This window comes from Streptomyces sp. NPDC039609 (assembly GCF_055596705.1).
Genome location: NZ_JBVIUJ010000002.1, coordinates 475,761 through 495,561, shown reverse-complemented (window position 1 = coordinate 495,561; position 19,801 = coordinate 475,761). Strand labels below are relative to the sequence as shown.

At 70.2% G+C, this 19,801-nt stretch carries 14 protein-coding genes and 1 pseudogene; all 15 read right to left on the bottom strand.

The annotated features are described in order from the left end of the window. Nucleotides 1-507: pseudogene (locus ACZ561_RS07635) on the bottom strand (ribonuclease E/G); the annotation flags it as partial. Nucleotides 508-744: 237 nt separating this feature from the next. After that, nucleotides 745-1,536 carry a TIGR03936 family radical SAM-associated protein gene (locus ACZ561_RS07630; protein WP_470990801.1) on the bottom strand — a complete coding sequence of 264 codons (792 nt, stop codon included), beginning with the start codon at nt 1,534-1,536 and terminating at the stop codon, nt 745-747. Nucleotides 1,537-1,659: 123 nt separating this feature from the next. Beyond that, a complete protein-coding gene (locus tag ACZ561_RS07625; RefSeq protein ID WP_470990799.1) occupies nt 1,660-2,865 on the bottom strand; it encodes a hypothetical protein in 1,206 nt (401 codons plus the stop codon). Nucleotides 2,866-2,940: 75 nt separating this feature from the next. Continuing rightward, a complete protein-coding gene (locus ACZ561_RS07620) occupies nt 2,941-4,869 on the bottom strand; it encodes a TIGR03960 family B12-binding radical SAM protein (RefSeq protein ID WP_470990797.1) in 1,929 nt (642 codons plus the stop codon). Nucleotides 4,870-4,919: 50 nt separating this feature from the next. After that, nucleotides 4,920-6,494 carry a CYTH and CHAD domain-containing protein gene (locus ACZ561_RS07615; RefSeq protein WP_470990795.1) on the bottom strand — a complete coding sequence of 525 codons (1,575 nt, stop codon included), beginning with the start codon at nt 6,492-6,494 and terminating at the stop codon, nt 4,920-4,922. A gap of 48 nt (nt 6,495-6,542) precedes the next feature. Continuing rightward, complete coding sequence (gene rodA / locus ACZ561_RS07610) at nt 6,543-7,742, bottom strand: rod shape-determining protein RodA (protein WP_470990793.1); 1,200 nt, start codon at nt 7,740-7,742, stop codon at nt 6,543-6,545. 4 nt (nt 7,743-7,746) lie between these two features. Beyond that, complete coding sequence (mrdA, locus tag ACZ561_RS07605) at nt 7,747-10,008, bottom strand: penicillin-binding protein 2 (RefSeq protein ID WP_470990791.1); 2,262 nt, start codon at nt 10,006-10,008, stop codon at nt 7,747-7,749. A gap of 19 nt (nt 10,009-10,027) precedes the next feature. After that, nucleotides 10,028-10,693, bottom strand: a complete 666-nt coding sequence (mreD, locus tag ACZ561_RS07600; RefSeq protein ID WP_470990789.1) for a rod shape-determining protein MreD — start codon at nt 10,691-10,693, stop codon at nt 10,028-10,030. 4 nt (nt 10,694-10,697) lie between these two features. Beyond that, nucleotides 10,698-11,738 (bottom strand): rod shape-determining protein MreC, encoded by a 1,041-nt coding sequence (gene mreC, locus ACZ561_RS07595; RefSeq protein ID WP_470990787.1) that lies wholly within the window; start codon nt 11,736-11,738, stop codon nt 10,698-10,700. A 136-nt stretch (nt 11,739-11,874) separates the two neighbouring features. Next, nucleotides 11,875-12,894, bottom strand: a complete 1,020-nt coding sequence (locus ACZ561_RS07590) for a rod shape-determining protein (protein WP_056640532.1) — start codon at nt 12,892-12,894, stop codon at nt 11,875-11,877. A gap of 284 nt (nt 12,895-13,178) precedes the next feature. Further along, nucleotides 13,179-13,592 carry a nucleoside-diphosphate kinase gene (gene ndk / locus ACZ561_RS07585; protein ID WP_376441937.1) on the bottom strand — a complete coding sequence of 138 codons (414 nt, stop codon included), beginning with the start codon at nt 13,590-13,592 and terminating at the stop codon, nt 13,179-13,181. Between the two features lie 151 nt (nt 13,593-13,743). Then, the gene (locus ACZ561_RS07580; protein WP_470990785.1) at nt 13,744-14,091 is read right to left on the bottom strand and encodes a DUF4233 domain-containing protein; all 348 of its coding nucleotides are present in this window, start codon (nt 14,089-14,091) and stop codon (nt 13,744-13,746) included. A 5-nt stretch (nt 14,092-14,096) separates the two neighbouring features. Further along, the gene (gene folC, locus ACZ561_RS07575) at nt 14,097-15,614 is read right to left on the bottom strand and encodes a bifunctional tetrahydrofolate synthase/dihydrofolate synthase (protein ID WP_470990783.1); all 1,518 of its coding nucleotides are present in this window, start codon (nt 15,612-15,614) and stop codon (nt 14,097-14,099) included. A 159-nt stretch (nt 15,615-15,773) separates the two neighbouring features. After that, nucleotides 15,774-16,916 (bottom strand): sensor histidine kinase, encoded by a 1,143-nt coding sequence (locus tag ACZ561_RS07570; protein WP_470990781.1) that lies wholly within the window; start codon nt 16,914-16,916, stop codon nt 15,774-15,776. Nucleotides 16,917-17,053: 137 nt separating this feature from the next. Beyond that, a complete protein-coding gene (locus ACZ561_RS07565) occupies nt 17,054-19,675 on the bottom strand; it encodes a valine--tRNA ligase (RefSeq protein ID WP_470990779.1) in 2,622 nt (873 codons plus the stop codon). Nucleotides 19,676-19,801 lie beyond the last annotated feature (126 nt).

Here is a 19,801-nt window from a genome sequence, read left to right as displayed (position 1 = left end):
TGCGGCCTCGGTCTCGGCCGCGACGACCGGCTCCGGCGACGTGGCCTTACGGGTGGCACGGCGACGCGTACGCGCGGGCGCGGCAGGCTCCTCGACCGGGGCCTCCTCGGCCACCGGCGCGACCTCGGCGGCGGCCTCGGTCTCGGCCGCGACGACCGGCTCCGGCGACGTGGCCTTACGGGTGGCACGGCGACGCGTACGCGCGGGCGCGGCAGGCTCCTCGACGGGGGCCTCGGCCGGCGCGGCCTCTGCGGCGGCCTCGGCCACCGGCTCCGCGGACGTGGCCTTACGGGTCGCCCGACGGCGGGGACGTGCGGGGGCGGCCGGCTCCTCCGTGGGCTCCGGCGTGGCGGCCGGCGTCTCCACGACGACCTCGGCCTCGGTCTCGGCGACCTCCGCCGTCACCGGCGGACCGGCGGGGCGGGAAGCGGCGCGGCGCCGACGGCGCGGCGGCAGCTTGTCACCAGGTGCGTTGTTGTCGGTGTTTTCTTCGTGCTGCTCGAGCATGCGGGCGGTTCTCCCGTCACGCTCCCGGGCGCCGCGCCTTGTTCCGGTCCGGCGGCACTGTCGCGCGAGGTGCGCGGTGCCGCCGTCCGGGGCGCGGGCGCCGCACGGGAGCTGATGTCTGGCTCGCCGGTTCCGTACGCGTTCTGTACGCACGGCCTGGCGAAAGTCTCCTGGGTCAGTGCGCTGCCCGACCCAGGTGGCTCCCGAGTTCCAGGGCTGCGCTACAACGACCGCTCCCTACGCGGAACCTGCACCCTGCGCCGTCGCTGAGGCGGTCGCGGCGGCCGTGGGTGGAGCGGCCGTGACTGCCTCGCGGTCGGGCGCGAGCGGGTCGGTCACCGTGCCGGACTCCTCGTCGAAGAGCCCCTGCGCCAGCCTGGTCACCGCTGCGGGGACCGGCGGCGCCAGGTCGGCCACAGCTCGGAGACCGGACAGGACGTCGTCGGGTCGTACGGCAGGTGTCACGTGCCGAACAACCAGCCGCAGTATCGCACAGGCATTGTCCAGGGGCCTATCAGCTTCGGGACGTGCCTGTGGATGGTCCGCGACGAGGTCGGCGACGGCCGAGCGGGCGTCGAAGGTGCGGATGCCGTTCTTGGTCTTGCGCTGTACTTCCACGGTGTCGGCCGCGAGGAAGGCCTCGACGGCCTTCTCCGCGTCCTCGACGGTGACGCCGTCGAGCCGCAGCTCCCACACGGAGGCGGTGAGCCGGTCGGCGAGTCCCGAGGTACGGGCCTCGACGGCATCGGTGATGTCGAGGCCGTCCGGGAGCGATTCGTCGAGCAGGACTCGCAGGATCTCCGGGTCACGCGTCTCGGTGAGCGCGATCTCCAGGAACTCGGCCTCGGAGCCCGTACCCGTGGGGGCGGCGTTGGCGTACGACACCTTGGGGTGCGGGGTGAAGCCGGCCGAGTACGCCATCGGCACCTCGGCGCGGCGCAGCGCACGCTCGAAGGCGCGCTGGAAGTCACGGTGGCTGGTGAACCGGAGGCGGCCGCGCTTGGTGTAGCGCAGTCGGATGCGCTGCACCGCCGGTGCGGGCGGCGGGCCTTCGGGCTGTCGCTTGCCCAGTGGTTCTTCTCCTCGGTGCGGGGCGGGCGCGGTGGAGCGCCGCCCACGAAATACGGGTGGCCTCTGGGGAGCCCGACCGGCTCACCCCTGCTTTCGCAGGGAGATCTCGGGTGCGGGCGCCACGCCGGAGGCGGTTGTTGTACTACCCAGAGTACGCGCAGAGGCCACCACCGGTTCCCCGGGCTCGGTCGCCCGGGCTCCGCCGACCAGCGCGTGCCAGGCATCACGGCGGGCCTGCCGCACGGTCGCGCGGGCCGAGCGGAGCGCTCCCCGGGCGGCCCGGCCGGCCTCGACGGCCGCCCGTTCGGCCGGCACCCAGATCCGGTCGCGGACCCAGTGCCCGACGGGGGCGCAGACGGAGCGGTAGAACCAGGTCACGGGTCGCCCGAAGAGATTCCAGGCCACCCACTTGAGTACCCGACCGACCGCCCGGGAGATGAACCCCGCGATGCGCCAGCAGACCCGAAAGGCGTCGGCGATCTCACGCCCGAGCGGTGCGAGGACCCGCCGCCACAGCCATCCGAGGGGCAGGACGATCCCGTACCGCCACAGTGCGACCCACGGCCGGACGAACAGCGCCCCGGCCAGCCACACCAGAGCGCGGCCGAGACCGGTGAACAGCCATGTCAGCCCATGGCCGAGCGGGGTGAGCACCGACCGGTGGAGCCAGAGCGCCGGCACCACGAACCCGTACCGGGCCACGAAGGCGACGGCCTTGCCGAGCGGGGTGAGGATCCAGCGGTACATCCAGGCCGCGGGGATCCCGATCCCGTACCGGGCGACCGGCACGAGCACGTACCGCCACAGCGCGACCCAGGGCCAGACGAACAGCGCCTTGCCCACCCAGCGGCCGATGACACCGAGGCCCTCGCCCAGCCGGGTGAAGAACCACGCCAGTCCGCCGCCCACCGTGGTGAGGAACCACGCGAGGCCGTGCCCGACCGGGGTGAGCACCGACCGGTGGAGCCACCGGGCCGGCACCACGAACCCGTACCGGGCCACCGGCACCACCAGATACCGCCACAGCGCCACCCACGGCCAGACGAACAAGGCCTTGGCCAGCCAGACGACCGGCTTCGCCACCAGCGTCCGGAACACCCAGCCGAGCGCCCGCCCGACCGGCCGCAGCACCCGCAGCTCGACGGCGCGCCCGCAGACGACGAGAACGTCCCACACCAGCCGGACGGGTACGACGACCACCAGCACCACGATCCGAACCGGAATCCTGATGAACGCCGTCAGACAGCCCTCCGGCTCTCCCCCGGGCTGTGCCTTCTCCATGCTCATGCAGGAAATGACGCGACGGCCCGGCGGAGGGTTTCCCCTCGCACCGGGCCGTCGCCGGAGTGTTACCGGAATGGGCTACTTGACCACGCTCAGCGGCAGCAGCTTCTTGCCCGTCGGGCCGACCTGGATCTCGGTCTGCATCGCCGGGCACACGCCGCAGTCGAAGCACGGCGTCCAGCGGCAGTCGTCGACCTCGGTCTCGTCGAGCGCGTCCTGCCAGTCCTCCCAGAGCCAGTCCTTGTCCAGACCGGAGTCCAGGTGGTCCCAGGGCAGGACCTCCTCGTAGGTACGCTCGCGGGTCGTGTACCAGTCGACGTCCACGCCCATCTCGGGGAGCGTCTTCTCCGCGCACTGCATCCAGCGGTCGTACGAGAAGTGCTCGCGCCAGCCGTCGAAGCGGCCGCCGTCCTCGTAGACCGCGCGGATGACGGCGCCGATCCGCCGGTCACCGCGGGAGAGCAGGCCCTCGACGATGCCGGGCTTGCCGTCGTGGTAGCGGAAGCCGATGGAGCGGCCGTACTTCTTGTCGCCGCGGATCTTGTCCCGGAGCTTCGCCAGGCGCGCGTCCGTCTCCTCCGCGGAGAGCTGCGGGGCCCACTGGAAGGGGGTGTGGGGCTTCGGGACGAAGCCGCCGATGGAGACGGTGCAGCGGATGTCGTTCTGGCCGGAGACCTTGCGGCCCTCGGCGATGACGTTGACCGCCATGTCGCCGATCTGGAGGACGTCCTCGTCCGTCTCGGTCGGCAGGCCGCACATGAAGTACAGCTTCACCTGGCGCCAGCCGTTGCCGTACGCCGTGGAGACGGTCCGGATCAGGTCCTCCTCCGAGACCATCTTGTTGATGACCTTGCGCATCCGCTCGGAGCCGCCTTCGGGGGCGAAGGTGAGACCGGAGCGACGGCCGTTCCTCGTCAGCTCGTTGGCCAGGTCGACGTTGAACGCGTCGACGCGGGTCGAGGGGAGGGAGAGACCGATCTTGTCCTCGGTGTACCGGTCGGCGAGGCCCTTGGCGATGTCACCGATCTCGGTGTGGTCCGCGGAGGAGAGCGAGAGAAGGCCGACCTCCTCGAAGCCCGTCGCCTTGAGACCCTTCTCGACCATCTCGCCGATGCCGGTGATGCTTCGCTCCCGCACGGGGCGCGTGATCATGCCGGCCTGGCAGAAGCGGCAGCCGCGGGTACAGCCGCGGAAGATCTCGACGGACATCCGCTCGTGGACCGTCTCGGCGAGCGGGACCAGCGGCTGCTTCGGGTAGGGCCACTCGTCGAGGTCCATGACGGTGTGCTTGGACACGCGCCACGGAACGCCCGAGCGGTTCGGGACGACACGGGAGATCCGGCCGTCGGCCAGGTACTCGACGTCGTAGAAGCCCGGGATGTAGACCGAGCCGGTCCTGGCGAGCCGGAGGAGGACCTCCTCGCGGCCGCCGGGGCGGCCCTCGGCCTTCCAGGCGCGGATGATCTCGGTCATGTCGAGGACGGCCTGCTCGCCGTCGCCGATGATCGCCGCGTCGATGAAGTCCGCGATCGGCTCGGGGTTGAAGGCGGCGTGGCCGCCGGCGAGCACGATGGGGTGGTCGACGGTGCGGTCCTTCGACTCCAGCGGGATGCCCGCCAGGTCGAGGGCAGTGAGCATGTTGGTGTAGCCGAGCTCGGTGGAGAAGCTCAGGCCGAAGACGTCGAAGGCGCCCACGGGGCGGTGGCTGTCCACGGTGAACTGCGGGACGCCGTGCTCGCGCATCAGCTCTTCGAGGTCCGGCCACACGCTGTACGTGCGCTCGGCCAGGACGCCCTCGCGCTCGTTCAGTACCTCGTAGAGGATCATGACGCCCTGGTTGGGCAGGCCGACCTCGTACGCGTCCGGGTACATGAGCGCCCAGCGGACGTCGGCGGACTCCCACGGCTTGACCGTGGAGTTCAGCTCTCCACCGACGTACTGAATCGGCTTCTGCACGTGCGGGAGCAGAGCTTCGAGCTGCGGGAAGACAGACTCGGCAGCAGACATCTCGAACCTTCGTGAGCTGGCAGGGGGCGACTCTCAAGCGTACCCGGTGCTCAGTGGGTCAGTGCCGCCCTCGGTTCCGGGGCCGATGCCCGCTTCCAGACCTTCGGGAACTCGCGCTCGCGGTCGGCGCCGGCCGCCTCCTCCTGGCCGTACAGGAGTCCCCAGGTGAAGGCCGACTCGCCGGCCGCGTGCGCCTGGATGGCGAGGGTGCGCAGGGCGTCGCGGGCGACGACGCTGTCCTGGTGGTCGCCGAGGACGGTCTGGACGGACTTCATGCGCTTGGCGAAGCGCTTGGCGGGTTTACCGAGCGTGGGGCGGGCGGCCTCCGCGGCGTAGCGGGCGCGTTTGGCGGCCTTGCGGGCCTCGTGCATCGCGAGGTCGCGGTCGTGGCCCGCGGGGAGGGCGAGGGCGTGGTCGACACGGCGGGCGAGCCGGTCGTAGTCCTTGAGGACGGCCTTGGCGAGGACCGGCGGCGCGTCCTTCGTGGCCCCCTTCAGCAGGGGCGGGTCGGCGAGCAGCGCGTCGAGGGTGGACAGGAGCGCGAGGTGGCGGGCGGAGTCGAGGGCGGCGAGCGCGGTGCGCCGGGCGCCGCCGCCGTGTGCGGCGTTCCAGATGCGGAGCCGGGAGGGGACGGGGCCGAGGAGGAGGGTGCGGGGCAGCCCCTCGATCCGGCCGCGCAGGCGGTCGAGGAGCACCTCCTGGTCGCGGGCGACGCCGAGCTCGCCTGCGAGCCACTTGAGCTCCTCGCCGATGGGATCGGTGACGGTGCGGTCGAGGACCTTGCGGAACGTCTTGAACGCGCTGCGCAGGCGGCGGGTGGCGACCCGCATCTGGTGGACGGAGTCGGGGAGGTCGCGGCGGACGGCGGGGTCGAGGGCGATGATCGCGTCGACCTGCTCCCGTACGTAGGCGAGGACCCGGCCCCCGGCGGTGTCGCCGTCCAGCCGGTCGGCCCCGGGGGGGTCCGACGCGGATCCGTCGGAATCGGATCCGGCCGCCTCGGAGCCGTCGGATCCGTCGGCCTCCGATTCCGCCGTCTCCTCCAGCGCCCTCGCCAGTTTCGACGGCGCCGACGACGGACGGATGCCCGCCTTCTTGAGGCGCATCTCGACCGCGTCGAGGACCGCCGGGTCCACGTCGTCCGCGAGCTCGACCTCGATCTCCGTCCAGGAGGCGTCCCGGCCCTTCGGGAGACGCTCGGCGTGGACCGTGTCCACCGAGACCTCCGCCAGCAGGGCGCCGGACTCGTCCATGAGGTGATGGACCTTCCGGGAGGAGCGGAGGCGGACGACGGGGACGACGTCCTCGTAGCGGATGCGGGAGCGCAGGAGTCGGGCGAGGGGCGTCGGGAGGGTGTCGGCGAGCGGGGCTCTGATCTCGTCGCGGATCCCGGACGCGACGGGGAACTTGAGGTGCCAGCCCGCGTCCTCGCCCCCCGTGCGGCGGCGCAGGGTGAGGGAGTCGGCGGCCAGCCGCAGATCGGCCGTGTCGTAGTAGACGGCGTCGAGTTCGGCGACGCCCCGGTCGAGGACGGCCGAGACTCCCTGGGCCCTGGTGAGGTCCGGGAGCCCCGTCTTCTCGGTGGCTTCGTACTTCCGCTCGATCTCGCGCTTCGTCTCCGCCATGAATCGAATCTAGACGCGAAGTGAACGGAAGGGCAGACCCTCTTGAGCCTAAGCGGTTATCGGCCTCTGCACGCGGATCGACTGGAGCAGCCCGATCGCCACCCACACGGCGAACATGGACGAACCTCCGTAGGAGACGAACGGGAGTGGGAGACCCGCCACGGGCATGATCCCGAGGGCCATGCCGATGTTCTCGAAGGACTGGAAGGCGAACCAGGCGATGATGCCCGCGGCGACGATCGTGCCGTACAGCTCGGTCGTTTCGCGTGCGATCCGGCAGGCGCGCCAGAGGATCACGCCGAGCAGCGCGATGATCAGTCCGCCGCCGAGGAAGCCGAGCTCTTCGCCGGCGACGCTGAAGATGAAGTCGGTCTGCTGTTCGGGCACGAACTGGCCGCTGGTCTGGTGGCCGTTGAAGAGTCCCGCGCCGTACAGGCCGCCGGAGCCGATCGCGATGCGCGCCTGGTTGGTGTTGTAGCCGACGCCCGCCGGGTCGAGCTCGGGGTTGGCGAAGGCGGCGAAGCGGTTGATCTGGTACTCGTCCAGCACGCCGAGGGCGGCAACGAGTGCGGCACCGCCGATGCCCGCGACGATGAGTCCGAGAACCCAGCGGTTGGAGGCGCCGGAGGCGAGGAGCACGCCGAGCACGATCACCGCCATGACCATCACCGAGCCGAGGTCCGGCATCAGCATGACGATCCCCATGGGGAGCGCGGCGAGAGCCAGGGCCTTGGCGACGGTCCGGTGGTCGGGGTGGACCTGGTCGCCGGCGTCGACCTTGGCGGCCAGCAGCATCGCCATGATCAGGACGATCGTGATCTTCACGAACTCGCTGGGCTGGAGCGAGAAGCCGCCGCCGATCACGATCCACGCGTGGGCGCCGTTGATGGTGGCGCCGAGCGGGGTGAGGACGGCGAGGATCAGCAGGATCGAGATGCCGTAGAGGACCGGCACCGCGCCGCGCAGGGTGCGGTGGCCGAGCCAGATGGTGCCGATCATCAGGGTGAGCCCGATGCCGGTGTTGAGGACGTGGCGGAAGAGGAAGTAGTACGGGTCGCCGTTGTTGAGCTCGGTGCGGCCGCGGGTGGCGGACCAGACGAGCAGCGCCCCGAGGAAGGACAGGGCGAGCGAGGACAGCAGGATCGGCCAGTCGAGCCGGCGCAGCACCGAGTCGCGGGCGGTGAGTTTCGCGAGCGACCCGCGCTCGGGTGCGTACCGGGCGACGGAGAATCCGTGGCGGGCGGTCATCGCGTCAGTCCCTCCAGAGGTGCGGGGTACCCGCGAGCGGCGGCTTTCCGTCGTCCGGCTTGACCGGATCGCCCTGACCTGCCGGATCGCCCTGGCCCGCCGGATCGACCAGAGCCGCCGCGTCGCCCTGCCCGGCCGGCTTGACGAGCTGCGAGGCGGGGTCGTACGGCTTGATGTCGGGCGCGTCGATGGAGCCGTCGGGGTGGACCTTCGGCAGCGTCTTCTGGGGCTGGGGCAGCAGGGCGCGCTTGAGGTCCTGGTTGCCCTCGTCGTCGAGGCCGTAGAGGGCGTCGTAGATGTTGCGCACGGCGGGGCCGGAGGCGCCGGAGCCCGTACCACCCTGGGAGATCGTCATGACGATCGTGTAGTCGTCGGTGTACGTGGCGAACCAGGAGGTGGTCTGCTTGCCGTAGACCTGGGCGGTACCGGTCTTGGCCCGCATCGGGATCTTGTCCTGGGGCCAGCCGCCGAACCGCCAGGCGGCGGTGCCGCCGGGCTCGACGACGGAGCGCAGGCCCTTGTCGAGGTCGGCAATGGTCTGGGCGTCGACCGGCAGCTTGCCGTGGGCCTTCGGCTTGATCTCCTGGATCTGCTTGCCGTCGGGGCTGATCACGGCCTTGCCGATGGTCGGGTTGTAGAGGGTGCCGCCGTTGCTGATCGCCGCGTAGGCGGTGGCCAGCTGGACGGGCGTGATGAGGACGTCGCCCTGACCGATGGAGAAGTTGATGCTGTCGTAGGCCTTCAGCTGGTTGCCCTCGAGGCAGCTCTCATAGGCGATCTGCTCGACGTAGGTGCCCCCCTTCTTGCCCTGCTTGCACCAGGCGTCCTTGTTGGCCTCCCAGAACTTCTGCTTCCACTGGCGGTCCGGGATACGGCCCTTGACCTCGTTCGGCACGTCGATGCCGGTCTCGGAGCCGAAGCCGTAGTCACGGGCGGTCCGGTAGAACCAGTCGTGGGCGTCCTTCTTGGGCTTGAGGCCGCCGTCGCGGCTCCACTCCTGGTGGCCGAGACGGTAGAAGACCGTGTTGCAGGAGTACTTGAGGGCGTCCCCGAGGGTGATGGGGCCGTGCCCCTGCGACTCGAAGTTCGCGAAGCTCCGGTTGCCCATGCTGTAGGAGCTGCTGCAGAGGTACTTGTCGTTGAAGTCGTATCCGGCCCGTACGGCCGCGCTCGCCGAGACCACCTTGAAGACGGAGCCGGCGGGCGCCTGTCCCTGGATGGCCCGGTTGAGCAGCGGGTAGTTGGAGTCCTTGCTGGTGAGCCGGGCGTAGTCCTTGCCGGAGATTCCGCCGACCCAGGCGTTGGGGTCGTAGTCGGGCTGGGACGCCATCGCGACGACGCGGCCGGTCCTGGACTCCATGACGACGACGGCACCCGCGTCGGCCTCGTACTTACGGCCGGTGATCTTGTCGGTCTCGCCCCGGACCAGCTTCATCGCCTGGTGGAGCTCGTACTCGGCGACCGACTGGACGCGGGCGTCGATGCTGGTGACGAGAGTGGAGCCGGGCACGCCCGGATCGGACTGGGTCTGGCCCATGACCCGGCCGATCTTGTCGACCTCGTACGACGTGACACCGGCCTTGCCGCGCAGCTCCTTGTCGTAGGTGCGTTCGATGCCGGAGCGGCCGACCTGGTCGGAGCGCAGGTACGGCGAGTCGGTGTCCTTGGCCTTCTGGATCTCCTCGTCGGTGACCGGCGAGAGGTAACCGAGCACCTGCGCGGTGCGGGCGTTGCCGGGCGCCGTGTAGCGGCGTACGGCGGCGAGTTCGGCAGTGATGCCGGGGAAGTCCTCGGTGCTCTCCCGGATCCGCAGGGCCTGCTGCGTGGTGGCCTCGTCGGTGATCGGGATCGGCTGGTAGGGGGAACCGTTCCAGCACGGCTGCGGCGTCTGGGAGTCGCAGAGCCGGACCTTGTCCATGACCTCCTTGGGCTTCATGCCCAGGACGCCTGCGAGACGGGTGAGGACGGCCTTGCCGTCGTCCTTCATCTTCATCAGCTCGGTGCGGGACGCGGAGACCACGAGCCGGGTCTCGTTGTCGGCGAGCGGGACGCCACGGGCGTCGAGGATCGATCCGCGGACGGCGGGCTGGACGACCCGCTGGACGTGGTTGCTCTTCGCCTCGTCGGTGTACTCCTTGCCGTTGCGGATCTGGAGGTACCAGAGGCGTCCGCCGAGGGTGAGGAGGAGGGAGAAGACGAGGACCTGGATGACGACGAGACGGATCTGGACCCTGGGAGTCCGCCCGGTCTCCGGGATGTTGCTCATACTGCCGGTACCCCCTCGGTCACAGTCGCTTGACTCCCTTGATGCGTCCGGCGCGTGAGGCTCTGGTGCGGGCTGCCTTGACGAGCATGCCGCCGCGTTGGCTCCCGATCCGCAGGCCGGTGCCGGAGGAGAGCCAGCCGGAGGCGACGTCGGTGCCGCCTCCGGAGGTGTCGGCTAGCGGGTCGTTCTCCGCGCGCCGGGCCAGCGCCATGATCAGCGGCACGGTGAAGGGCGCGAGGAGGAGGTCGTAGATCGCCGCGGTGAACAGCAGGAAGCCGAGGCCCACATGGCGGGCGGCGGTGTCGCCGACGAGGGCACCGACCCCCGCGTACAGAAGGGTGGAGCCGAGCGCCGCGGCGACGACCACGGCCATCGGGCCGGTGGCGGACTTCAGCTTGCCGTTGTCGGGGCGGGCGAGTCCGGCGAGGTAGCCGATGACGCAGAGGACCAGGGCGTAGCGGCCCGCGGCGTGGTCGGCGGGTGGGGCGAGGTCGGAGAGGAGCCCGGCTCCGAAGCCGATGAGGGAGCCGCTGACCGGCCCGTACACGAGCGCGAGGCCGAGGACGGTCAACAGGACGAGGTCGGGCACCGCGCCGGGGAGCTGGAGGCGGCCGAGGACGGAGACCTGGATGACCAGGGCGACGACCACGAGGGTGGCGGAGAGGAGAATGCGGTTGAACTTCACGGCCTCAGTCCCCCTGCTCCTGCTGCTGGTTCTGCTGTTGATCCTGCTGCTGGTCCTCGGGCTTGCGGGCCTGGTCCTGGGTGGCGTCTCGCACCGGCTGCTCTCCGTTCCCGGTCCCGGCTTGCCGCTCCCCCTCCGGTGGCGGCGGCGGCGTGACCGTGACGGTGACGGTCGGGGCCGGCTTGGGCTTGGGCGGCAGGACCATGTCCCGGGGGTTCGTACGCGGGGCCTGGACGACGACGCCGACGATGTCGAGCTTGGAGAAGCCGACGTACGGGCGGACGTAGACGTTGCGGGTCAGGCCGCCGCCCAGCGGGTCGACGCGGACGATCTCACCGACCGGCACGCCGGGCACGAAGGGCTTGTTGGCCTGCGAGCCGAAGGTGACGAGCCGGTCGCCGGGCTTCACCTTCGCCTTGCCGTTGAGGAGCTGCACGAGGAGCGGGCCGTTGCCCTGGCCGGTGGCGAAGCCGAGCTCGTCCGAGTTCTCCATGCGGGTGCCGACGGTGAAGTCCGGGTCGTTGGCGAGGAGCACGGTCGCGGTGGAGGGCCCGACCGTGGTGACGCGGCCGACGAGGCCGGCGCCGTTGAGCACGGTCATGTCCCGCTCGATGCCGTCGTTGGCGCCGGCGTCGATGGTGACGGTCCAGGAGAAGCCCTGGGCCGCCCCTATGGCGATGACCTCGGCACCCTTGATGCCGTACTGCCCGGCGCCCGCGGTCCTGAGAAGGGTGTCGAGCTCACGGACGCGGCTGCGGTTGCGATCGTCGCTGCCGAGCTTGGCCTTGAGAGCGGCGTTCTCGCGTTCGAGGGCGGCGATCCGGGTGTGGCGCTCACCGGAGTCGCGTACGGCTCCTATGGCGTTGCCGATGGGGTCGACGGCTGACGCGACCCCGTTCTCGACCGGTCCGAAGACCGCGGCGGCTGCCTGCCGGGCGCCGTCGACCGGTGACTCCTCGCCGCCGCGGATGTCCACCGTGATCAGTGCGAACGCGATGGCGATCAGCAGCACCAGGAGCAGCCGGCTCTCTCGTGTGTCCCTCACGTGCGGCGGCCGTGCCTTTCCTCTTGGTTCGGTTGTTCCGTACGGTTCGTGCCGGTTTTACCGCTATATCAACGATCGGCCGTACGGGGGTTCTTGCCACCCGTACAGCCGATCGTCGCGGATCGTCGCCGATCCGTTATCGGCGGGGCTGGGCGTCCAGGACCTGCTGGAGCGCCTCGAACTCCTCCACGCACTTGCCGGAACCGAGCGCCACCGAGTCCAGCGGATCCTCGGCGATGTGGATCGGCATCCCGGTCTCGCGGCGCAGCCGCTCGTCCAGGCCGCGCAGCAGGGCGCCACCACCCGTGAGAACGATGCCGCGGTCCATCACGTCACCGGAGAGCTCGGGCGGGCACTTGTCGAGCGTCGTCTTCACGGCGTCGACGATGGCGTTGACCGGCTCCTCGATGGCCTTGCGGACCTCGGCGGCCGAGATGACCACGGTCTTGGGCAGACCGGAGACGAGGTCACGGCCGCGGATCTCGGTGTGTTCGTCGTTGTCGAGGTCGTACGCCGAGCCGATGGTGATCTTGATCTGCTCGGCGGTGCGCTCACCGAGGAGGAGCGAGTACTCCTTCTTGATGTGCTGAATGATCGCGTTGTCGAGCTCGTCGCCGGCCACCCGGATCGACTGTGCCGTGACGATTCCGCCCAGCGAGATCACGGCGACCTCGGTGGTGCCACCGCCGATGTCGACGACCATGTTGCCGGTGGCCTCGTGGACCGGGAGGCCCGAGCCGATGGCCGCGGCCATGGGCTCCTCGATGATGTGCACCTGTCGGGCGCCGGCCTGGGTGGACGCCTCGATGACGGCGCGGCGCTCCACTCCGGTGATACCGGAGGGCACGCACACGACGACCCGGGGACGAGCCAGGTAGCGGCGCTTGTGGATCTTGAGGATGAAGTAGCGGAGCATGCGCTCGGTGATCTCGAAGTCGGCGATCACACCGTCCTTCAGGGGCCGGACGGCGACGATGTTGCCGGGCGTCCGGCCGATCATCTTCTTCGCCTCGGCGCCGACCGCCAGGATTCCGCCGGTGTTGGTGTTGATCGCGACGACGGACGGCTCGTTCAGAACGATGCCTCGACCCCTGACGTACACCAGCGTGTTGGCGGTCCCGAGGTCGACAGCCATGTCACGGCCGATGAACGACATTGAGTTCCCCTTGTTTCCCATGAGGATGCGTCGGGCCTTCCCAATTGGAGCGTTGACGGCTTCTCAGGTCGGCGAGGTGGTGGGTTTTCGGGTGCTGCGGCGTGGAGTTTTCCATCGTAGTGCCGCCCACCCGGATACCGCGCGGTGGTCCACCTCTGTATAGGTGACGGTAGGACGCTGCGATGCGTTCCCGGCCCAACGGTTCATATGCCCGGGGGCGACCGAAATTCCTTCGGTCGCCCCAGGTTGTTGGGTTGGATGGCTGACACCGGGTCAGCCCCGGATCACGCCAGACCGGGGAAGAAAAGCTTCATTTCCCGAATGGCGGACTCCTCCGAGTCCGAGGCGTGGATGAGGTTCTCCCGGACGATGGTGCCGAAATCCCCGCGAATGGAGCCGGGGGCTGCGGCGATCGGGTCGGTCGGCCCGGCGAGGGTCCGCAGGCCCTCGATGACACGCTCGCCCTCGACGACCAGGGCGACGACGGGGCCGGACTGCATGAAGCCCATCAGCGGCTCGTAGAAGGGCTTGCCCTTGTGCTCGCCGTAGTGCTGCTCCAGCGTGTCCTGGCTCAGCTCACGCAGTTCGAGCGCGGAGATGGTCCAGCCCGCCTTGCGCTCGATACGGCCGATGATCTCGCCGATCAGGCCACGGCGGACGGCGTCGGGCTTGAGCAGGACGAGCGTGCGCTGGCTCACGGTAGAGACTCCTTCAAAAACGGTGTGCGGGACTCAGAGGCTACAGGGCCACCACAGCCGCCGATTACGCAGCGTCAGCCTCAGGAGGGGGCTGCTCCGCTTCCTGGGTGCCACCCAGTCCCGGGAGCGGGCCACCGGGTCTCCGCAGCTGCTACGCCGTCTCCGCCTCGGCCTGCGCGGCCCAGCGGGCCTTCGCCTCGTCGATCTTGCGGCCGTAGTGGATCGAGGCCCACCACAGCACCGCGAAGGTCGCGCCCAGGAAGAACATCACCGGCACCACGAAGCCGCTCGCGACAAGAGCGATCTGCAGCGCCCAGCCGAGCTGGAGCCCGCCCGGGCGCGTGATCATCCCGCACAGCAGCACCGACACCAGCATCGCGATGCCGCAGACCCACCAGACCGCGGCCATCGACAGGCTCGCGTCCTTCATGGCGACGAGCCCGGCGAACCCGATCACGAAGAACTCGCCGATCAGCGTCGAGGCACAGAGCGTACGCATCGGATTCAGCGCCTTCCGAGGAGCAGTCGGGCGTCCCCGACCGTGAAGATCGAACCGGTCACCAGGACGCCCGCTCCCGCGTACTCGTCCTCTTCCTCCGCCAGGGTGATCGCCGCCTCGATGGCGTCGTCCAGCCGCGGCTCGACGACCACCCGGTCGTCGCCGAAGACCTCCACGGCGATCGCCGCGAGCGTGTCCACGTCCGTCGCACGGGGGTTGGAGTTCGCCGTGACGACGATCTCCGCGAAGATCGGCTCGAAGGCTTCGAGCAACCCCTTGGCGTCCTTGTCGGAGCTGGTGGAGACGACGCCGATGAGCCGCGAGAAGCCGAACGACTCGCTGATGCCGTCGGCCGTCGCACGCGCGCCGTGCGGGTTGTGCGCGGCGTCCAGGATCACCGTCGGGGAGCTGCGGACGACCTCGAGGCGGCCCGGGGAGGCCACCGAGGCGAAGGCACGGCGGACGGTGTCGAGGTCCAGGGTGCGGGCGTGCTCGGCGCCGATGCCGAAGAACGCCTCGACCGCCGCGAGGGCGACCGCCGCGTTGTGCGCCTGGTGCGCGCCGTACAGCGGCAGGAAGACCTCTTCGTACTCGCCGCCGAGCCCGCGCAGGGTGAGCAGCTGGCCGCCGACCGCGATCTCGCGGGAGACGACGCCGAACTCCATGCCCTCGCGGGCGACCGTCGCATCGACCTCGACGGCCTTCTTCAGCATGACCTGGGCGGCGTCCACCGGCTGCTGGGCCAGGATCACCGTCGCGCCCTGCTTGATGATCCCGGACTTCTCACCGGCGATCTCGCCGGGCGTCCCGCCGAGGCGGTCGGTGTGGTCGAGGTCGATCGGAGTAACGACGGCGACCGAGGCGTCGATGACGTTGGTCGCGTCCCAGGTGCCGCCCATGCCGACCTCGACGACCGCCACGTCCACCGGTGCGTCGGCGAAGGCCGCGTACGCCATTCCGGTGAGAACCTCGAAGAAGGAGAGCCGGATCTCCTCGCGGGCGTCCACCAGCTCCACGTACGGCTTGATGTCCTGGTACGTCTCGATGAAGCCCTCGGCGGAGATCGGGGCGCCGTCCAGGCTGATCCGCTCGGTGATCGTCTGCACGTGCGGCGAGGTGTACCGCCCGGTGCGCAGGTCGAACGCGGTCAGCAGGGCCTCGACGATGCGGGCCGTGGACGTCTTGCCGTTCGTACCCGTGATGTGGATCGAAGGGTACGCGCGCTGGGGCTCGCCGAGCACGTCCATCAGCGCCGCGATCCGCGTCACCGAGGGCTCCAGCTTGGTCTCGCCCCAGCGGGTCGCCAGCTCGGTCTCGACCTCACGCAGCGCCCTGTCCACCTCAGGGTCGGCGGGCCGGGCGGGCACGGGGTCGCCCTGGGGCGGGCCGGCCTGCGCGCGCAGCGTGCGGCTGCCGGCCTCGATCACCGCCAGGTCGGGGTCCCGGTTGGTCTCTGTGTCGACGATCTCGTCGAACGGGTCGGACGGGTCGGACGCGTCGAACTGGTCGCGGGGCTCACTCACGGACCCAGTCTACGGAGGGGGACCGACAGACCGATGGACGCACCCCTTTCGGGACTTTCCCGACCCACCCGGCCCTCCCGCATGCGCCCCGAGGCCCGTCAGTGCACCCCGAAAGCCGTGGGCGCACCCCGAGGGCCCGCCGGCGCACCCCGAGGCCCGTCAGTGCACCCCGAAGCCCGTCGGCAGCAGCGCGGTCACCGCGTATGTGTCACCATCCGGCCCGGCCGAGAGGCTGCCGCCCATGCTGGTGACGCGCTCCCCCATGGAGAACAGCCCCGTACCCGTCGAGACCGGGGCGCGGTCCGGCGGGGTCGTGGGGAGCGGGTTGCGAACCTCGACGCGCAGGTCGGGGCCGGTCACCGAGATCGTCACAGCCACCGGCAGCCCCGGCGCGTGCTTGGCCGCGTTCGTCAGACACTCCTGGACGACCCGGTGGACGGCCGTCTGGCGCAACGGGGAGAGCGCCTTCGCCTCCCCGGCGACCGCGAGCTCGACCGGGCTCCCCATCCGCTCGCTCTCCTCCGCGAGCTCGGAGAGCCCGTCGAGACCAGGCGTGGCGGTGCCGTGGTCGGCCCGGCGCACGATCGTCTCGTTCAGCATGTGGTGGGCGCGCCGCGCGGTGTCCGCGAGCTCCTCGAAGTCCTTCATGTGCGCCTCGCCCCTGGCCCGGAGGGCGAGCACCTCGGCCCGGACGGCGAGCACGGTCAGTTCCCGGCCCACCAGGTCGTGGACGTCCCTGCCCACCGAGATCCGCTCCTCCTGCACCGCCTGCCGTGCCGCGGCGTCGGCACGCTGGCACTCCAGGGCGCGGACCAGGTCCTGCCGGTACGCGGCGATGCCGACGCCCGCCGCGAGCACGCCGATGGGGACGACGAGGCTGAGGAAGTCACTGAGCGTCTCGCCGTGCCGGGCGGGCCAGCCGGGTGTCTGGAACAGCGCGTACGCCACGCCCACGTAGAGCACGGTCGAGACGACGGCGATCCTGCGGCCCCGGAAGCGGCCCAGCGAGTACAGAGCGAACTGAATCATCGTCAGCTCGTGCAGCCAGCCCAGCAGGGCGAGCGCCACCAGGTACGGGATCCAGGGCAGCCGGCGCCGCAGCACCAGCGTGGCCGCGCCGGCCGCCAGGACGAGGGTCGCGGTGACGCCGGTCAGCGAGTTGTCGGCGCGCGCGAGCCCCGGCACGTCCAGGACCATCAGGGCGAAGGCGCTGACGGCGGCGATGACGTCGAGGGCGTGCGGTGAACCGGCCCACCGGTCCACGCGGCGGCGCAGCGCGGGCAGGGTGGGGAGACCGGACATGCCCTCCATCATCCAAGGTCCCTGGACCTGAACGGCATGACCTAGCTCACAAGTGGCGTGATATCACGCACTCCGGACAAAAGAGAAGGGCCCGGAACCATGTCGGTCCCGGGCCCTTCATCAGCTCTTACAAGCTCCTACGCCTGCGGCAACCGCTCCAGCTGCGCCTGGATACGGGCGATGTCCTCGTCCGCCTTGGCGAGCCGCGTGCGGATCTTCTCGACCACATTGTCCGGCGCCTTCGCCAGGAACGCCTCGTTGCCGAGCTTCCCGTTGGCCTGCGCCTTCTCCTTCTCCGCGGCCGCGAGGTCCTTGGCGAGACGCTTGCGCTCCGCCGCCACGTCGATCGTGCCCGAGAGGTCGAGCGCGACCGTGGCGCCGGCGACCGGCAGGGAGGCGGTGGCGGAGAAGCCCTCGCCCTCCGGCTGGAGACGGAGCAGCTGACGGATGGCCGCCTCGTGCTGGGCGAGCGCGGTGCCGGCCAGGTCGAGACGGGCCGGCACCTTCTGACCGGGCTGCAGACCCTGGTCGGAACGGAAGCGACGGACCTCGGTGACGACCCGCTGGACGAGCTCGATCTCCTTCTCGGCGGCGTCGTCGCGGAAGCCGGAGTCGGCGGGCCAGTCGGCGATGACGACGGACTCCTTGCCGGTGAGCGTGGTCCAGAGCGTCTCGGTGACGAACGGGACGATCGGGTGGAGCAGTCGCAGCATCACGTCCAGGACCTCGCCGAGGACCCGGCCGGAGACCTTGGCACCCTCGCCGCCGGCGAAGAACGTGGTCTTCGACAGCTCGACGTACCAGTCGAAGACCTCGTCCCACGCGAAGTGGTAGAGCGTGTCGGCGAGCTTCGCGAACTGGTAGTCGTCGTAGAACGCGTCGGCCTCGGCGACCGTCTTGTTGAGCCGCGAGAGGATCCAGCGGTCCGTCGCCGACATCTCCGACGGGTCCGGCAGCGGGCCCTCGACGGTCGCGCCGTTCATCAGCGCGAAGCGGGTGGCGTTCCAGATCTTGTTGGCGAAGTTGCGGGACGCCTTGACCCAGTCCTCGCCGATCGGGACGTCGACGCCCGGGTTGGCGCCGTTGACCAGGGTGAAGCGGACGGCGTCGGAGCCGTACTCGTCCATCCAGTCCAGCGGGTTGACCGCATTGCCGAAGGACTTCGACATCTTCTTGCCGAACTGGTCACGGACCATGCCGTGCAGGGCGATGGTGTGGAACGGCGGGGTGCCGTCCATCGCGTACAGGCCGAACATCATCATCCGGGCGACCCAGAAGAAGAGGATGTCGTAGCCGGTGACCAGGACCGAGTTCGGGTAGAACTTCGCGAGGCTGTCGGTCCGCTCCGGCCAGCCGAGCGTGGAGAACGGCCACAGGCCGGAGGAGAACCAGGTGTCCAGGACGTCCGTGTCCTGGTGCCAGCCCTCGCCCGTCGGCGGCTGCTCGTCCGGTCCGACGCAGACGATCTCGCCGTTCGGGCCGTACCAGACCGGGATGCGGTGCCCCCACCACAGCTGGCGCGAGATGCACCAGTCGTGCAGGTTGTCGACCCAGTCGAAGTACCGCTTCTCCATCTCCTGCGGGTGGATCTTGACCTTGCCGTCGCGGACCGCGTCACCGGCGGCCTCGGCGAGCGGGCCGACCTTGACCCACCACTGCATCGACAGGCGCGGCTCGATGGTGGTCTTGCAGCGCGAGCAGTGGCCGACGGAGTGGACGTAGGGACGCTTCTCGGCGACGATCCGGCCCTCGGCGCGCAGCGCGGCGACGATGGCGGAGCGGGCCTCGAGGCGGTCCAGGCCCTGGAAGGGGCCGTGGGCGGTGATGACCGCGCGCTCGTCCATGACGGCGAGGTTCGGCAGGCCGTGGCGCTGACCGATCTCGAAGTCGTTCGGGTCGTGCGCGGGGGTCACCTTGACGGCGCCGGTGCCGAACTCGGGGTCGACGTGCTCGTCGGCGACGACCGGGATCCGGCGGCCGGTCAGCGGCAGCTCGATCTCGGTGCCGACCAGGTGCTTGTAGCGCTCGTCCTCCGGGTGGACGGCGACGGCCGTGTCGCCGAGCATCGTCTCGGCGCGGGTGGTGGCGACGACGATGGACGCGTCACCCTCGCCGTAACGGATGGAGACGAGCTCGCCGTCGTCGTCCTGGTACTCGACCTCGATGTCCGAGATGGCCGTGAGACAGCGCGGGCACCAGTTGATGATGCGCTCGGCGCGGTAGATCAGCTCGTCGTCGTAGAGCTTCTTGAAGATGGTCTGGACGGCCTGGGAGAGGCCCTCGTCCATGGTGAAGCGCTCACGGGACCAGGCGACGCCGTCACCCAGGCGCTTCATCTGCCCGGAGATCTGACCACCGGACTCGGCCTTCCACTGCCAGACTCGCTCGACGAACGCCTCTCGACCCAGGTCGTGGCGGGACTTGCCCTCCTTGGCGAGCTCGCGCTCGACGACGTTCTGGGTGGCGATACCGGCGTGGTCCATGCCCGGCTGCCACAGCGTCTCGTACCCCTGCATCCGCTTGCGGCGGGTGAGGGCGTCGATGAGCGTGTGCTCGAAGGCGTGGCCCAGGTGGAGCGAACCGGTGACGTTCGGCGGCGGGATGACGATGGTGTACGGCGGCTTGTCGCTGTTCTCGTCGGCTTCGAAGTAGCCCCGCTCTACCCAGCGCTCGTACAGCTTCCCCTCTACTTCGGCCGGCGCGTACTGGGTCGGCAGTTCGGGGTTGGCTGCTGGCTGCTGCTGAGTGTTCTCGGTCACGGGGTCAGTTTAGGGGTGCGGCACGGTTGTCCTGAAACTCGATTGTTCCGTAACGGTGTGCCCCCCGGCGCCCCTGCGGGGCCGGGCTTCCGCCAGGATGTTGTTCGCTACGCATAAACATCCTGT

What these genes read in the sequence shown, in the direction of transcription:
- ACZ561_RS07625 (WP_470990799.1), bottom strand. Translation starts at nt 2,865, where the DNA reads ATGAGCATGGAGAAGGCACAGCCCGGGGGAGAGCCGGAGGGCTGTCTG.
- ACZ561_RS07620 (WP_470990797.1), bottom strand. Translation starts at nt 4,869, where the DNA reads ATGTCTGCTGCCGAGTCTGTCTTCCCGCAGCTCGAAGCTCTGCTCCCG.
- ACZ561_RS07615 (WP_470990795.1), bottom strand. Translation starts at nt 6,494, where the DNA reads ATGGCGGAGACGAAGCGCGAGATCGAGCGGAAGTACGAAGCCACCGAG.
- rodA (WP_470990793.1), bottom strand. Translation starts at nt 7,742, where the DNA reads ATGACCGCCCGCCACGGATTCTCCGTCGCCCGGTACGCACCCGAGCGC.
- mrdA (WP_470990791.1), bottom strand. Translation starts at nt 10,008, where the DNA reads ATGAGCAACATCCCGGAGACCGGGCGGACTCCCAGGGTCCAGATCCGT.
- ACZ561_RS07590 (WP_056640532.1), bottom strand. Translation starts at nt 12,894, where the DNA reads ATGTCGTTCATCGGCCGTGACATGGCTGTCGACCTCGGGACCGCCAAC.
- ACZ561_RS07580 (WP_470990785.1), bottom strand. Translation starts at nt 14,091, where the DNA reads ATGCGTACGCTCTGTGCCTCGACGCTGATCGGCGAGTTCTTCGTGATC.
- ACZ561_RS07570 (WP_470990781.1), bottom strand. Translation starts at nt 16,916, where the DNA reads ATGTCCGGTCTCCCCACCCTGCCCGCGCTGCGCCGCCGCGTGGACCGG.